Source organism: Paraburkholderia bannensis NBRC 103871, from assembly GCF_000685015.1.
In the GTDB taxonomy this organism is placed as follows: Bacteria; Pseudomonadota; Gammaproteobacteria; order Burkholderiales; family Burkholderiaceae; genus Paraburkholderia; species Paraburkholderia bannensis.
This window is the reverse complement of record NZ_BAYA01000003.1, coordinates 408,548-424,443: the sequence shown is the minus strand read 5'-3', so window position 1 is coordinate 424,443 and position 15,896 is coordinate 408,548. Positions and strand designations below refer to the sequence as shown.

Below are 15,896 nucleotides of genomic sequence, written 5' to 3'. Positions count from 1 at the left end.
GACGGCGCGGATAAACGCGCGACGCGATCACTCATTGTTATTCGATTAATAACAATTGGCGGCAGTTTGTTATGGGCGTTGCTGGGGCTTACGCGAGCCGCCGCGCCGCGAGTTCCGAAATCCAGTCGATGAACACGCGCACCTTGCCCGGCAGGTGATCGCGGTTCGGATACATCACGGACACTGGCTTGGGCACCGGCGCGACGTTGGGCAGCACTTCCACCAGATGGCCCGTGTCGAGATACGGTTGCAGCGCGGGCCGCAAGGCCTGCACGACGCCGCAACCCGCGAGTCCACAGGCGAGCAGGGCGTCGAAGTTATCGGTGAGCATGCCGCTGGGCAGCTTGAGCGTGACGGTCTTGCCGCCGTGCCGGAAGGCCCACTCCATCACGCGGCGATTGCGGCCGCTGAAGAAGTTCACGGCCTTGTGCGCCTGCAGGTCGTCGAGCGTGCGAGGCACGCCATGGCGCGCGAGGTACGCGGGCGACGCGCAGGTCGCCATCTGCACCATGCCGATCTGCCGCGCGATCAGGCCCGAATCCTTGAGCTCGCCGACCCGCACCACGCAGTCGATGCCTTCGCCGATCAGGTCGGCGGGCTGGTCGTTCACGCCCAGCACGATCTCCACTTGCGGATAGCGCTGCTGGAAGTCGGGCAACGCGGGCACCACCATCGCCTTGGCGAGCGCGACCGGCAATTCGAGCCGCAAGCGGCCCTTGGGCTGCGGCCGGTTTTGCGCGAATTGCGCGAACGAGGCGAAGGTGTCGTTCACGTTGGCGAGCAGTTGCACGCAGCGTTGATAGAACGCCTCGCCTTCGGCGGTCGTGCTCACGCGCCGGGTACTGCGGTTGAGCAGGCGGATGCCGAGTTCCGTTTCCAGTTGCTGCACGGCCTTGGTGACGGCGGGGCGGTGCAGCTGCAACGCTTCGGCAGCCTGTGTGAAGCTGCCGCGTTCGACGATGTTCACGTAGATCTGCATGGTTTGCAGACGATCCATGGGCGCTCCTCGGGCCGGTCGTGGATGGGGTGAGGGACTCTTGTTCGAGCCCGCATCTTCGCACGCGCGGGCGAGGGCACAGCGCCGCGTGTTGCCTGGCGCACGGATAGGCCGCATCGCATGGCGTAAGCTGTGAGCGGGCCTTTCCCTATGGCGGGGTCGAACAATGATAAGCAGGTGGCACATCTTCGGGACATGGCGCGCGACGCTTTGCGCGGCGATGCTATTTGCCGCCGCGAGCGTGACGCACGCACAGCCGCAAGCGCAGCCGCAAACCCCGGCCCCAAACCTCGCCGCCGAAGACCATCCCCCTATCTGGGTCGCGCGCTCGCCCGGCCATCCCACGCTGATCCTGTTGCCGACGATCCACGCGCTGGCGAGCGACGATCCGCGCGTGAACGCGGCGCTTGCCTCCATCGCGTCCGGCGTGCAGGCGATCGTACTGGAGACCCATACGAAGCCGACGCCCGAGGACACGCAGACGGTCAGGCGCATCGGCTTTTACCCCGCGAACGACAACCTCACCAATCACGTGAGTTCGATGACCGCCGAATCGCTCGCGCGTTGCGCACGCGACAGCGGCGCGGATATCCACGCGTTCTTCCAGACCAAGCCGTGGCTGGCGGGATTTGCGGTGCAGGCCGTGCGCCTGCATCAATGGCGCTGGGATACCGATGGCGCGAAGCACACGCATTTCGTGAGGACGGCGTCGCCGCTGGTGTTTCCTGGCATCGACGAGCGGCTCGAAACGCTGGCGCATCGCCGGCAGATTCCGCTGATTTATCTGGAGACGATGGAGCAGGGCATGCAACTGTTCGACGACATGCCCGCCGCCGACCAGGAAGCGTTTCTGGCAGGCGTTTGCGCGGGATTGCGCGGCGTGAAGACGCCGGGCGAAGTGTCATACGAATCGTTCCAGGCGGCCTGGGCCAGCGGCGACGTGACGGCGCTGGAGCATCTGGCGAACGCGCGTTATCCCGGCGAAAGCGACGCGCATTACGATTTCAGCCAGTACCTGTTCGCGCGCGGCACCGACATTTTCGCGGCCACGCTGGCGCAGGACGGCTACTTCTACGGCAAGGGGCCAATTCTCGTGGCGGTCGGCGCGGGGCATTTTTTCGGTGACCGTTCGCTGCTTGAGCATCTGCGCGAGGCCGGCTATACGATCACGCCGCCTGCCTCTTCTACGGCTCCTGCGCCACAGCTTCCGTCACCGCTGCATGAGGTCGCGGTGCGCTGAATCTTGCGTTTTGCTTTCGCCGTGCGCGCTAATTTCTTCCAGCGCCTTACCCTAAAGGTTCCATCCGCCACGCCGTTAGCCAGGATATGAAGACGCAATTCTCCAAATCCGAAGCGCAACTGATTCTCTCGATCGCCCACGAGCGGGCGGAGTATCGCGCCGCCGTCGCGGGTGTCGAACTGGAATCGGCGGCGGGTTCCGCGATCTACGACACCGTGATCTATTCGACGCTCTCCGAACTTGCCCCGGCGCTTTCGATGGAGGAATTCATCGGCTTGCTCGCACGTCCTGAAGTGCTGCACTGACGCTGGTGGAATTCATCCTGATTCCTGATCGAAGCGAATAGCCGTTCATCCGGACGGCGAACAAATAAATAGGGCACGCCGCGCTTTTGCGCCGCGTGCCCTGTTGCATTGTGGCGCTTAGAACTTCTGGCGGAAGCCCACGCTCACGATCGCCTGCGACTGCGCCGCCGACGAGTGGCTATTGCCCTTGTCCGACACCGATGCCGTCGCGGCCACCGGTTCGCCGATCGCGTTGAGCGTCATGCCCGAAGCGTGCTGGTAGCCCGCGAGCAGGTACACCGTCGAGCGCTTCGACAGGTCGTAGAGCGCGCCCATCGAGACGTTGTGGTACTGCGCTTCGTCGTCGAGGCCGTCGACGTGGCTGCCGCGCGTGTAGCTGTAGCCCGCGAACAGGTGCGTGCGCGGCTGCACGTTCCACATGCCGAACACGCCGGCGATGTTGAAGTTCGCCGTGCCCGAGTAGAGCGAGTTCGTGCCGGCCTTGTATTGCACGTTGCTGTAGTTCACGCCGACCAGCACCGCGCCGAAGTCCCACGTCGCGCCCGTTGCGATGACCTGCTGCGATTGCGCGCTTGCGTAGCCTTCGTTGATCGACGAGTTGAAGGTGCCGTCGTAGGTGCCTTGCCACTTGCCGTAGGTGGAATCGGCGAGGCTCGTCTTGCTGTTGTCCGAGCGCTCGTAGCCCACGCCCACGCGCAGCGGGCCGTTGGCGTAGCTGCCGCCCACGCTCCACGTGTTCTTGCGCTTGAGGCTGCCGGCCTGGCCGCCGAAGCCGTACAGTGCGCCGAACGTGAAGCCCGAGTAGTTCGCGCTCGTGTACTTGATCGAGTTGTCGACGCGCGTGGTCTGGTCGAGATCGTCGATGTCGCCCGGATGCGCGCCGAAGCCGCCGACCACGCTGACCGGCGCGACCGGTGCGACGAAGTCGTTGAGCGAGGTGTACTGGCGGCCCATCGTGAGCGAACCGTACTGCTTGTCGGACAGGCCCATGAAGGCCTGACGGCCGAACAGGCGGCCGCCTTGACCCGAGGTGCCGTTGCTGATGTCGAAGCCATCTTCGAGCAGGAAGATCGCGGCGAGACCATTGCCGAGGTCTTCCTTGCCCTTGAGCCCCCAGCGGCTACCCGAGAGGTTGCCGCTCGTCACGCCCACGTTCGAATGGCCCTGATACGCGCCAGCGGTGCCGGTGCGTTCATTGCTGCGGTAGGTGATGCCCGCGTCGACAATCCCGTAGAGCGTGACGGAGCCCTGCGCCGCCGCGACGCCGGCGAGCGACATCAGAATCGGTGCAGAGATCAGGTGTTTTTTCATCATGTGTTGTCTCGATGAGAGGTGGACCGCCATGATGCGGTCTCTTGTTATGCGCGCAGGAACAGGCCGCCTCGCTGAAAAACACGTGGCGGCCCGCGGCCTGCGCGCGGAAAAAAGGGCTGGATTTTACGGAGTCGTGGCGAAAGCGCCAGTGCTTTCTTTAGCGCGCGGCGCGATGCCGCGCGCTAAAACCCCTGTGCTTTAAGACCCGATTTAAGGCCTGGTTTAAAGGCCGCCTGAAGCCTTATCGCTTGAACGAAGCGCCCGGAGGCGTTTCCGGCGTGACGATGCTCACCGTCTTGCGCACCTTGGCGACATCGTCGGCGCTGACGGCCGCGCCGGTGTTGCCCCAGCTCGTGCGCACGAACGTGGCCACATCGGCGACTTCCTGGTCGGACAGACGCCAGCCGAACGGCGGCATGGTGAAGGTCGACGGCGCCGTCTTCGTGCCTTCCAGCGCGGCGCCCGAGAGCAGCACGTGGATCAGCGACGTGGCGTCCTTGCCCTGCACGACGGGGTTGCCGCCAAGTGCGGGGAACACGCGCGTGTAGCCATGTCCGTCGCTGCGGTGGCAGGCCATGCAGTTGTCGCGATAGATGGCTGCACCGCGTGCGCTTGCGTCGCCGCTTTGCAGCGCGTGACCGGCGGCGGCATCGTAGGCGTAGGGCGTTTCCTTCGCATCGCTCGACGGCAGCGTCTTCAGGTAGCGGGCCATCGCGAGCAGGTCAGCGTCGGTCATGTACTGCATGCTGTGCTGAACCACGTCGGTCATGCCGCCGAATGCCGCCGTGTGCAGGTTGCGGCCGGTTTTCAGGAACTGGACGATATCGTCCTCGCTCCACGCGCCAATGCCGGTACGCGGATTGCCGCGCAGGCTGGCGGGCACCCAGCCGTCGATCGGCGCGCCGCCTGCGAGGAAGTCGTCGCCTTCGAGATCGGTGAGCGCGAGTTCCTGCATCGTGCTCGCGCGCGGCGTGTGGCACGCGCCGCAGTGGCCGAGACCCTGCACCAGGTACGCGCCGCGCGAGACGATCGCATCGTTGTAGTGCGAGCCGTCGAACGCCTGCACCTTCGGCGCGAACATCGTGCGCCAGATGCCCAGCGGCCAGCGCATCGAGAGCGGCCAGGGAATGTCCACCGCACGGTTTTGCGCCGCGACGGGGGCCACGCCCTGAGTGAAGTACGCGTAGAGCGCCTTCATGTCGTCAGCGGACAGACGCGCATACGACGGGTAGGGCATGGCGGGATAGAGCGTCTCGCCGTTCGGGCGCACGCCTTCGCGCACGGCCTTGGCGAAATCGTCGTAACTCCACTTGCCGATGCCGGTATCGGCGTCGGGCGTGATGTTGGTCGAATAGATCGCGCCGATGGGCGTGTCGAATTTCAGGCCGCCGGCGAAGGGCTTGCCGCCTTTCGTGGTGTGGCAGGCGATGCAGTCGCCGGCGCGTGCGAGGTATTCGCCGTGCGCGATGAGCGCGGCATCGGCCTTCGCGGCGGGTGCAGCGGGGGCATCGGCGGCGCTTGCCGCGAGCGGTGCAGCCAGCGCGAACGCCGAGAACGTTGCGGCCGCAACCGTCATGCGCACGACGTTGCGCACGGACTGCTTCACGATGCGCGTGGGGAAAAGGATCGTCTTCATACGGCTCGTCACACGCTCACCAGGGGGCCGGGGTTCTTCAGGTACTGGTTACGGATGGCCTTCGCCGACCAGTAGGCAAGCGCGGCGACCAGACCCGTCGGGTTGTAGCCGATGCCCTGCGGGAACGCGGACGCACCCAGCACGAACACGTTGTGCACGTCCCAGCTCTGCAGATAGCGGTTGAGCACGCTCGTCTTCGGATCCGTGCCCATCACCGCGCCGCCCACAAGGTGGGTGGTCTGGTAGCGGCGCGAATCGAAGTGCGCGCCGAACTCGCGCGTATAGACGTTGATGGCCTGCGGCCCCATCGCCTCGGCGATCTTCTTCATCTGGCCCGTCACGTACTGCGCCATCTTGATGTCGTTGTCCTTCCAGTCGAAGGTCATGCGCAGCAGCGGCTGGCCGTACGAGTCGCGATAGGTCGGATCGAGGTCGAGGAACACATCGCGATACGACATGTTCGAACCGTGCGCATCCATCGACACCGTATGCGCGTAGTGATCCTTGACCGCCTTCTTCCACTGCGAGCCCCAGTTGGGCGTGCCCGCGGGCGTAGCGATGCCGCTGATCGGCTTGACGCCCGCCTGGTTCACCCACAGCGGCGAGCCGCCGACGAAGCCGAGCGGGCCGTGGTCGAAGTTATCGGCGTTGAAGTCGTCCACGGCCACGCCGTTGCCGCCCGCGCCGATGAACGGATTCGTGTACGTGTCCTTGTCGAAGAACGCGGTGATGGTCGAGAGGTTCTGGTACGCGAAATTGCGGCCCACGACGCCTTCGCCCGAGACCGGGTCATACGGCTTGCCGATGCCCGAGAGCAGCAGCAGGTGCACGTTGTGATACTGGAACGCCGAGACGATCACGAGATCGGCGGGCTGGAACACTTCCTGGCCCGACGGATCGACATAGGTGACACCGGTGGCGCGCTTCTTCGAATCGTCGAGCTCGACGCGCAGCACGTGGCATTTCGCCCGCAGTTCGAAGTGCTTTTCCTGCTTGAGCGCGGGCAGGATATTCAGGTTCGGCGAGGCCTTCGAGTACATGTAGCACGCGTAGCCGCTGCAATAGCCGCAGAAGTTGCACGGGCCCATCTGCACGCCGTACGGGTTCGTGTACGGCCCCGACGTATTGGCCGAGGGCAGGCGGTACGGATGCAGGCCGAGCGACTTCGCCGCATCGGAGAAGCGCTGCGCCGAGTACGTATTCAGTTGCGCGGGCAACGGAAAATTGTCGCTGCGGCGCGCTTCGAACACGTTGCCGTCGCCGACAACTTTATCGCCGACCTTGTAAGCCTGGCCCGAGGTGCCGAAGACCTTTTCCGCGAAATCGAAATGCGGCTCCAGTTCGTCGTAGCTGACGCCGTAGTCCTGGATCGTCATGCCTTCGGGGATGAACTTCTTGCCGTAGCGCTCTTCGTAATGGCTCTTCAGGCGCAGCTCTTCCGGCGTGATGCGAAAGTGCACGCCCGACCAGTGCAGGCCCGCGCCGCCCACGCCTTCGCCCGGCAGGAAGGCCGCGAGCTGGCGATAGGGCAGCGCCGTGTCGGCCGCGCTGTGGCGGATCGAAACGGTGGTCTTGGAGAGGTCGAGGAAGAGCTTCTTGCGGATGTTGTACGTGAGCTCGTCGATGGTGTTCGGGTACGCGCCGTCCGGATAGGTGTCGCGATACTCGCCGCGCTCAAGCGCGACCACGGACAGACCCGCTTCCGTGAGTTCCTTCGACATGATTGCGCCCGTCCAGCCGAAGCCGACGACGACCGCGTCCACATGAGGTTTCTTGATCGCCATTACGTGCGCTCCCCGTTGATCGAAACCGGACCGTACGGGTAGGCCTTACCGTTCTGGTTCACGAAATCCATGAAGTCGGCGCGTGCGCCGGGAAAACCGATCATCTTCCACGCGGCCATGTCCTTGTTGCCGCCGTGAACCGGATCGCAGAAGTAGCCTTCGCGCGTGTTTTGCAGCAACTGGCCGAAGAACACCTTGGCCGGCACGCCGTCGAGTTCGACCTTGCCCGCTTCGAGCGCGCCGAGCACGGCGTCGCGCGTGCTGGCGTCGAGCGCGTCGAATTCCTTGCCGTACGCCTTCGAGCAATACGCATTGACTGCCGCGATGCCCAGGCGATACAGGTCGCGCGGCACGAGTTTCAGCTGGTAACCAAGCTCCGGAATGCCTTGCTGGAACGGGCCCTGCATGTACCAGAGCGCGCCGTGCGCGTAGGGCGTATCCATCTGGCGATCGATGAACTCGGGCACGCCCGCGTCGAGGGCGCCAGGGCCCTCGGCATCGGCGGGAATCAGGCGATCGACGGCCGCGCGCAGGAAAGTCCATTCGCGGGCATCGAAGAAGCGGGGTTTGTATTCGGCCTGGGCGGACTGGCCTGCCGCGCCGGGCTGGCTGCCGCCTTGCGCGGAACCGGCAGGCGACTGTGAGCCGCCTTCGCAGGCCGCGAGCGCGCCTGTTGCCGGAACGAGCACCACCGCCGTGCGTAGGAAGCCCCGGCGTGACGTGAGAGGAGATTCGGACATGATTGGAGGATTCTGTATCAATTCGGCATGGCCTGATCCGGCCGTGCCGTTTGCGGGAACCGGCTTTTAGCCTAGGCCGCTTTGCGGGGCAATGGTAATTGGAACCGGTTCCATCATTATCGAAGAATTTTACAACAATCCATTTCAGTGTCCGTAGCGGTGGGGCTGGGGGAGGTGGTTTGGCGGGGTTTGGTGTGCGTGCTGGTTGAGGTGCGAGCGTGAGCTTTTTGCTTGTAAATCAGCGGGTTGGTAGCGTTGCGATTGGCGTCCCCCTATCTCGCGCCGATGAAGAAAAGCCGCTTTCTGGCAAGTGACGCGATGCCGCTTTTGTTGCTTTTAGGGGAAGAATGATCGCGCCGGGTTGTCAAGACGCAGGGGGATTTGTTATGCGGCCGCGATTGGCTTATTTGTCTGATGAAAATTGGAAGGCGAAGACTAGCGACGCGCGATGAAATAGCCGCTTATCGCCGCCGCTGCGACGGCAAAAGCGAGCCACATCGCGAAAAAGAGATTGGCTGACTGCGGACTCGCGTCGAACAGGCTTCCAGGCGGCTGTAATCGCCCATAGAGGTACAACCCTCCCCACGAGATTGCCGTAGCGAGGGTTGCGCCAAGCACTGCTCCAAGGAGGAATCTCAGGAATCTCATTTGAGAAAGGAAACAGGTTCGTGCAGGCAACCAACGGCTGCGAAACGATGGTTGCGAACTATCCTGTTTGAGACAACAAGAAGATTCTGAATTCGGCGAAGCAAAGTTTGGCCGCACGATGGGGCGAGCGCGAACCCATCGCCCCCTCCGAACAAACCCTAACAAATCTCAAAGTTGTTTGACAACTAAACGAGGCCGGTGCTACTGTTCAGTCCATCGACAACCCTCCCATCCAGCACGAGGCCTCATGAACGTGTCCCCGATCGTCGAGAGCGAATTCGCTTCGACCGTGATGGCGGTGCCCCCCCTGGCACGCCGCCCCGATTTCTCGCTCGACGTTGAAGCCAACGGCAAGCTCATCCGTCACATGGAAGCGGGCGGCATCCGCACGCTGCTCTACGGTGGCAACGCCAACCTCTATCACGTCGCCGTCAGCGAATTCCGCGAACTGCTGGACATGCTCGCCGACCTGACCGCGCCCGAAACGCGCGTGATCCCGGCCATCGGCCCGGACTACGGCAAGATGCTCGACCAGGCGCACATCCTCGCGCAGACGAAATACCAGACGGCCATGGTGCTGCCGCTCGCTGGCTTCACCACGCCCGCAGGCGTCGAGGCAGGCCTCACGCGCATCGCCGACGCCGCAGGCATTCCGCTCACGCTCTATATCAAGAGCGAGGACTACGTCGATGTGGACACGCTGGTGCGCCTGATCGACCGCGGCACGCTCATCGCCGTCAAGTACGCCATCGTGCGCGCCGATCCGGCCAACGACCCGTACCTGCGCCGCCTGCTGCAAAGCGTGCCGGCGTCGAAGGTGGTGTCGGGCATGGGCGAGCGTCCCGCGCTGGTGCACGTGCGCGACTTCGGTCTGGCTGCATGGACGACGGGTTCGGGCTGCATCGCCTCGCACGCCGTCATGGCGCTGCTCAAGGCCGCCAAGGAAGGCCGCGCCGATGAAGCGCAACGCCTCTACGACGCCTTCATGCCGCTCGAAACGCTGCGCGACGACATCTCGCTGATCCGCGTGCTGCACGACGCGGTGACGCTCTCCGGCATCGCCGACATGGGCCCGATCCTGCCGCTGCTGTCGCAGTCGCCCGCTGAAGCGCTGCCCGCCATCGGCGCGGCCGCGAAGGAACTGCTGGCGTTCGAGCAGTCGCTGGCGGCGGCGCACGCTTGAGCGTCCTGCAATCGATTGACCTGAACGGAGCGACCATGTCGTCTATTACCGGAAACATGCTGCTGGGCGCGCAGGCCGTGCGCGGCCAGGCAGGCGAGATGCGGGCCTTCGCGCCCGCGCTCGGCAAGGACATCGAGCCGTCGTTCGGCCTCGGCGGGAAGGCCGAGGTCACGCGCGCCTGCGAACTCGCGGCGCAGGCGTTCGACGCCTTCCGCGCCGCACCGCATGAGACCCGCGCGAAGCTGCTCGAAGCGATCGCCGAACGCATTCTCGGCATCGGCGACGAGCTGATCGAGCGCGCCCATCTGGAATCGGCGCTGCCCAAGGCGCGTCTCGAAGGCGAGCGCGGCCGCACGGTCGGCCAGCTGCGCCTGTTCGCGTCGCTGGTGCGCGACGGCCGCTGGTGCGGCGCGGTGCTCGATTCGGCGCTGCCGGATCGCAAGCCGCTGCCGCGTTCTGACCTGCGTGCGCAGCGCATCGGCCTCGGCCCCGTGGCCGTGTTCGGCGCGAGCAACTTTCCGCTGGCGTTCTCGGTGGCGGGCGGCGACACGGCGTCGGCACTGGCTGCGGGTTGCCCTGTGGTGGTGAAGGCGCACCTTGCGCATCCGGGCACCTCGGAGCTTGTCGGGCGCGCGATCCAGCAGGCGGTCGCCGATGTCGGCCTGCCTGAGGGCGTGTTCTCGCTGGTCTTCGGCGGCGGCAACGAGACCGGCGAAGCGCTGGTCGCGCATCCGGCCATCAAGGCGGTGGGCTTCACGGGTTCGCGCCGCGGCGGCCTTGCGCTGGCGCACATCGCCGCCCAGCGCGCCGAGCCGATCCCCGTCTACGCCGAAATGAGCAGCATCAATCCGATGTTCGTGCTGCCCGCCGCGCTGGCGGCGCGGGGCGAGGCGCTCGCCCAGGCTTTCGTCGATTCGCTCACGCTGGGCGTCGGCCAGTTCTGCACGAACCCGGGCCTCGTGCTGGCGATCGATTCGCCGGAACTCGACCGCTTCGTGCAGACCGCGAGCGCGGCACTCACGGGCAAGCCGTCGCAGAGCATGCTGACGGCGGGCATTGCCTCGGCGTACGACGACGCGGTGGCGGCGCGCAAGACGGCGCCGGGCGTCGAGCAACTGGCTGAAGGCACGCAGACCGACGCGCATTGCGCCGCGCTGCCGCTGCTGTTCAAGACGAACGCCCAGCAGTTCCTCGCGCAGCACGCGTTGTCGGACGAGATTTTCGGGCCGACCTCGATCGTCGTGGCCTGCCGCGACGAAGCCGAGCTCCTGCGCGTGGCTGAACAGCTCGAAGGCCAGCTCACGGCGACGCTGCACATCGACCACGACGACTACGCAATGGCCGCGCGTCTCCTGCCGACGCTGGAGCGCAAGGCGGGCCGCATTCTCGCCAACGGTTTCCCGACCGGCGTCGAGGTGTCGTACGCGATGGTGCACGGCGGCCCGTTCCCGGCCACGTCCGATGCGCGCACGACGTCGGTGGGCGCGATGGCGATCGAGCGTTTCCTGCGCCCGGTCTGCTATCAGGATCTGCCGTCGGAATTGCTGCCCGCCGCGTTGCAGGACGACAACCCGCTCGCGCTGTGGCGTCTGCGCGACGGCGAACTGGTGCGCAAGTAAGCGCTAAAAACCAGCCGAAGGCGCTTGCAGAACCGCTGCAAGCGCCTTCCTCACTGGGCCGCCGACAAGGCTTTCAGATTGGCCTCACAAAACCCTTCACGTTGCTTGACAACTTGATGTGTGGTTCGGCATCCTTTGACCGCGGCGCAGTCGACAAAAAAGCTGGCTCAAGAAGCTGGCGCAAGAACAAAGAACGAACAAAGACACTGCGGTAGCCGCGCAGAAAAAATTCCATAAACAGAGTGAGGAGATGCGATGTTCGATGGACGCTTGAAGGCTAGGATGCTGGCCGTTTGTGTGGCGGCCGTGGCGACGCTCGGCATGAGCGCGGCGCAGGCTGATCCCGTTTCCCTGAACATTGTCGACGTGGCCGGCAATCTGCAACTCACGCAGAAGGCCTTCGAAGCGTTCAAGGCGAAGTATCCGAACCTCGTCTCCAATATCACTTACACCAACGCACCCGCGCCGCAACTGCCCGGCAAGATCAAGGCAATGCAGGCCGCAGGCCGCGCCGATATCGACCTCGTCCTGACGGGCACCGACGCGCTCGCCGCGGGCATCGAGCAGAACCTCTGGACGAAGCTGCTGCCGGATCAGTCGGCGGCGCTGCCGGGCGTGCTCGACAAATATGCGCCGGGGCCGCGCAAGATGCAGGATCTTGCGCAGGGCTACGGGCTTGAAGTCTCGTATATGCCGGCGGGGCCGCTGGTCGAATACAACCCCGCGAAGGTCGCGAAGCCGCCGCACACGCCCGCCGAACTGCTGGCGTACTGCAAGGCCAATCCGGGCAAGCTGATCTACGCGCGTCCGGCCAATTCGGGCCCCGGCCGCACCTTCCTGATGGGCCTGCCGTATCTGCTCGGCGACAAGAACCCGCAAGACCCGATCAACGGCTGGGACAAGACCTGGGCCTTCCTTAAAGAGCTGAATTCGTGCGTGCCGTATTACCCGGGCGGCACGTCGGCGGTGATGAAGGAGCTGGGCGAGGGCACGCGCGACATGACCGTGACCGTCACGGGGTGGGACATCAACCCGCGCGCGCTCGGCATCGTGCCGGCCGAATTCAAGGTGCAGGCCTTCGACAACATGACGTGGGTGAACGACGCGCACTTCATGGTCGTGCCCAAGGGCGTGTCGAAGGAAAAGCTCGCGGTGCTCACGAAGCTGATGAACTTCATGCTGGAGCCGCAGCAGCAGGCCATGACTTACGACGACGGCTACTTCTATCCGGGCCCGGCCGTGAACGGCGTGACGCTCGCGATGGCGCCGAAGCAGAGCCAGGACGTGATCGCGAAGTTCGGTCGTCCTGAATATGCGAAGTGGCTCACGCAGTATCCGCACGTCCAGCCGCTTTCGGCGCAGGCGATGGTCGCGGCGTTCCAGAAATGGGATCGCGAAGTCGGCTCGCAGAAGTCGCAATAACCGGTTCATAGGGTTCAAAGGGCGCGAAGCCAGGTTTCGGCAAAGGCCTGAAACCTGGCTCTGAAAAGTGGATCACGTGGTCAGGAAGGTGTCATGAAGCATTCTTTCGATCGTCTGCGTCTGGACGCGGTATGTCGGAGTTTCACGAGCGCGGAGGGCGTGCAGCTCGCGGCGCTGCGCGGGCTCGATCTCGACATTCGCCGCGGTGAATTCATTGCGCTGCTCGGGCCTTCGGGCTGCGGCAAGTCGACGGCGCTCAACTGCATTGCGGGCCTGCAACCGCTCACGAGCGGCAGCATCTGGCTCGACGAACAACGCATCGACGTGCTGCCGCCCGAGAAGCGCGGCTTCGGCATGGTGTTCCAGAACTACGCGCTGTTCCCGCACATGACGGTGCTGGAGAACGTCGGTTTCGGCCTGAAAATGCAGGGCGTTTCCCGCGAAGAGGTGAAGCGTCGCGCGCGTGAAGCGCTGCAACTCGTGCAGCTCGTCGGCCACGAAAGCAAGCTGCCGGGCCAGCTTTCCGGCGGCCAGCAGCAACGCGTGGCGATTGCACGCGCCATCGTGATCGAGCCGCCGCTCGTGCTGATGGACGAACCGCTTTCGAACCTGGATACGAAACTGCGCATCGAAATGCGCGCGGAAATCCGACGCATTCACAGCCAGCTCGAACGCGCAACGATCTACGTGACGCACGACCAGGACGAAGCGCTGTCGATGGCCGACCGCATCGTCGTGATGAAAGAGGGCGTCGTGCAGCAGGTCGCCACGCCCAGGGAAGTCTATAGCCGCCCGTCGAACCTGCATGTCGCGCGCTTCATGGGCTATCGCAACGTGCTGCCGTTCGCGGTGAATGGCGAGCGCGGCGAGCATATCGCGATGTCGGCGTCGGGCATCACGCTCACGGGCGTGCCGATGGGCGACATCAAGGGCAACGAGATTTCCGTGGCCATGCGCCCCGAGGATTTCGAGCGCGCCAATACGGGCGACGCCAACGCCTTCGACGTCGAAGTCGAAATGGTCGAGTACGGCGGCCGCGATTCGCTGCTGCTCGCCAATGCGCCGTTCGGCAAGCTGTGGGCGCGCGTCGAGGGCGAATTCGAAGCGGGCGAGCGCGCCACGCTGCGCGTCGCGCCGTCGCGCGTGCTGGCCTATGCGGAGCGTGCCGCATGAGCACGCTCGTCACGTCGCTCACCAAAGCCCCGCGTGACGCGCGCGGCTGGCTCGTCGCGCCTGCGCTCGGCTTTATCGTCGCGCTGTTCCTGTATCCGTTCGCCTACGGCCTCGTGCTGTCGTTCAAGCCGATGAACGGCGGCGGCATGCTCGCGAACTACGTGCAGTTCTTCCACGATCTCGCGCTCTGGCCGACCGTGTTCGTCACGCTCAAGCTGGCCATTCCCGCGACGATCATCAACGTGGGGCTGTCGCTGCCAGTGGCGTTTGCGTTGCGCCGCAAGTCGCCGTACCAGAAGCTGGTGACGACGCTGCTCGTGATTCCCGTCACGCTCGGCACGGTGCTGATCGCCGATGGCATGCTGAGCTACTTCGGCCCGAACGGCTGGTTTCCGCAGGCGCTGCACGCGCTGCATCTGTACACGAGCGAAGAGATTCGTCTCACGCACAACTATTGGGGCGTGCTGATTTCGCTGATCGTGTCGGGCTTTCCGTTTGCGTTCCTGCTGACGCTGTCGTACGTGACGGGCATCGACCCGACGCTCGCGCGCGCGGCGGCGACGCTTGGCGCAGGGCCGTGGCAGCAGTTCCGCCTGATCTATCTGCCGCTGCTCGCGCCGGGTCTCACGATGGCCGCCTGTCTGTCGTTCGTGCAGGCGTATTCGGTGTTTCCTTCGGCGGTGCTGCTGGGTGCGCCGGCGGGGCCCACGCGCGTGATTTCGATTGCGGCTTCGGAAGCGGCATTCGAAAGCTACGACTACTCGCTCGCGTCGACCATCGCGATTGCGATGGGCTTCGTGCAACTGGTCGTGGTGGCCGCGATGCTCGGGGCGAAGCGCTACTTCTACTCGGGCCCGGTGAGCGGAGGCAAAGGCTGATGACCGCACATCAACGCAATGCAGCCGGCCTGCACGCGCATTCGTCGAATGCGACCAGCGCGTCCAGCGCGCCGCAAACGAAGCCTCGCGCTAGCATCCCCGACCTCCTCTGGAAAGTGATCGTCTGGGGCGGCGTGGTGTTCTTCCTGCTCAACGTGGTGCTGCTGATCGCCACCGTCGGCGTGAACTCCATCGCGACGCGCTGGTTCGGCACGCCGCTGCCGCAGGGCTTCACGCTGCACTGGTATGCGCAGGCGTGGCGCGACTTCCAGCTGGGCAGCGTGCTGTGGGTCACCTTCGAAGTGGTGGGCGCGGTCGTGCTGCTGTCCATCGCGCTGGGCGTGCCTGCCGCGTATGCGCTCGCACGCGCGCAGTTTCCGGGCAAGCGCATCTGCATGCTCGTGTTCCTGCTGCCGCTGATGGTGCCGCCCGTGACCTACGGCATTCCGATGGCCACGGCGATGTACCAGTTTGGCCTCGCGGGCACGTTGCCCGGCGTGATCCTCGCGAACCTCGTGCCCGCATTGCCGTTCGTGATCCTCGTGATGACGCCGTTCATCGAGCAGATCGACCCGAACCTGGAATCGGCCGCGCGCATCTTTGGCGCGAACACGCTGCGCTATTTCCGTTATGTACTGCTGCCGCTCCTCGTGCCGGGGATGCTGGCGGCCGGGCTGCTCGTGCTGGTGCGCACGATCGGCATGTTCGAACTCACTTTCTTTACCGCCGGCCCCGACACGCAGACCCTCGTCGTCGCGCTGTATTACGCAGTGTTCTCGACGGGCGTACGCGCGCCGCAGTCCATCGACGCCATGGCGATGATCTACATGGCGATCACGCTCGCATGGGTGCTGGTCGCGCTGCAGTTCGTCAGCCCGACACAACTCGTGTCGCGCGTGAAGGAACAACGCTAGCGTAGTCGGCCCGCGCCGGCGGTTTTATTGACACACCGCGGAA

Annotated in this window: 13 protein-coding genes; 8 read left to right on the top strand and 5 right to left on the bottom strand. The window is 64.8% G+C overall.

Going from position 1 to position 15,896, the window contains the following annotated elements:
- Positions 1-88: 88 nt before the first annotated feature.
- Positions 89-997: a LysR family transcriptional regulator gene (locus tag BBA01S_RS05150; RefSeq protein WP_027815501.1), complete on the bottom strand. Its 909-nt coding sequence runs from the start codon at positions 995-997 to the stop codon at positions 89-91.
- Positions 998-1,217: 220 nt separating this feature from the next.
- Here BBA01S_RS05150 and BBA01S_RS05145 point away from each other — a divergent pair, with 220 nt between their 5' ends.
- Entirely contained in the window at positions 1,218-2,237 is a 1,020-nt protein-coding gene (locus BBA01S_RS05145) for a TraB/GumN family protein (protein ID WP_027815500.1), read from the top strand.
- A gap of 86 nt (positions 2,238-2,323) precedes the next feature.
- Positions 2,324-2,542 carry a hypothetical protein gene (locus BBA01S_RS05140; protein ID WP_027815499.1) on the top strand — a complete coding sequence of 73 codons (219 nt, stop codon included), beginning with the start codon at positions 2,324-2,326 and terminating at the stop codon, positions 2,540-2,542.
- Between the two features lie 117 nt (positions 2,543-2,659).
- On the opposite strand, the gene BBA01S_RS05135 is transcribed toward BBA01S_RS05140, so the two are convergent.
- The 4 genes from BBA01S_RS05135 to BBA01S_RS05120 form a co-directional block, all read right to left on the bottom strand.
- Entirely contained in the window at positions 2,660-3,853 is a 1,194-nt protein-coding gene (locus BBA01S_RS05135) for a porin (RefSeq protein ID WP_027815498.1), read from the bottom strand.
- A 244-nt stretch (positions 3,854-4,097) separates the two neighbouring features.
- Positions 4,098-5,432 carry a c-type cytochrome gene (locus BBA01S_RS05130; RefSeq protein WP_245641436.1) on the bottom strand — a complete coding sequence of 445 codons (1,335 nt, stop codon included), beginning with the start codon at positions 5,430-5,432 and terminating at the stop codon, positions 4,098-4,100.
- Between the two features lie 68 nt (positions 5,433-5,500).
- Positions 5,501-7,276, bottom strand: coding sequence for a GMC family oxidoreductase (locus BBA01S_RS05125; protein ID WP_027815496.1), 1,776 nt, complete (start codon positions 7,274-7,276; stop codon positions 5,501-5,503).
- Positions 7,276-8,016 carry a gluconate 2-dehydrogenase subunit 3 family protein gene (locus BBA01S_RS05120; RefSeq protein ID WP_027815495.1) on the bottom strand — a complete coding sequence of 247 codons (741 nt, stop codon included), beginning with the start codon at positions 8,014-8,016 and terminating at the stop codon, positions 7,276-7,278. The genes BBA01S_RS05125 and BBA01S_RS05120 overlap by 1 nt, the downstream gene beginning before the upstream one ends.
- A gap of 895 nt (positions 8,017-8,911) precedes the next feature.
- Here BBA01S_RS05120 and BBA01S_RS05110 point away from each other — a divergent pair.
- From BBA01S_RS05110 to BBA01S_RS05085, 6 genes are all read left to right on the top strand, one after another.
- Entirely contained in the window at positions 8,912-9,847 is a 936-nt protein-coding gene (locus tag BBA01S_RS05110) for a dihydrodipicolinate synthase family protein (protein ID WP_027815493.1), read from the top strand.
- A 35-nt stretch (positions 9,848-9,882) separates the two neighbouring features.
- On the top strand, positions 9,883-11,466 hold the full coding sequence (locus BBA01S_RS05105; RefSeq protein WP_042295988.1) for an aldehyde dehydrogenase (NADP(+)): 1,584 nt from the start codon (positions 9,883-9,885) through the stop codon (positions 11,464-11,466).
- A 255-nt stretch (positions 11,467-11,721) separates the two neighbouring features.
- Positions 11,722-12,888, top strand: a complete 1,167-nt coding sequence (locus tag BBA01S_RS05100; RefSeq protein WP_027815491.1) for an ABC transporter substrate-binding protein — start codon at positions 11,722-11,724, stop codon at positions 12,886-12,888.
- 93 nt (positions 12,889-12,981) lie between these two features.
- Positions 12,982-14,061 carry an ABC transporter ATP-binding protein gene (locus BBA01S_RS05095; RefSeq protein WP_027815490.1) on the top strand — a complete coding sequence of 360 codons (1,080 nt, stop codon included), beginning with the start codon at positions 12,982-12,984 and terminating at the stop codon, positions 14,059-14,061.
- The gene (locus BBA01S_RS05090; protein ID WP_027815489.1) at positions 14,058-14,939 is read left to right on the top strand and encodes an ABC transporter permease; all 882 of its coding nucleotides are present in this window, start codon (positions 14,058-14,060) and stop codon (positions 14,937-14,939) included. The genes BBA01S_RS05095 and BBA01S_RS05090 overlap by 4 nt, the downstream gene beginning before the upstream one ends.
- Positions 14,939-15,853, top strand: coding sequence for an ABC transporter permease (locus tag BBA01S_RS05085; protein ID WP_027815488.1), 915 nt, complete (start codon positions 14,939-14,941; stop codon positions 15,851-15,853). Before BBA01S_RS05090 ends, BBA01S_RS05085 begins: the two co-directional genes overlap by 1 nt.
- The last annotated feature ends 43 nt before the right edge of the window (positions 15,854-15,896 follow it).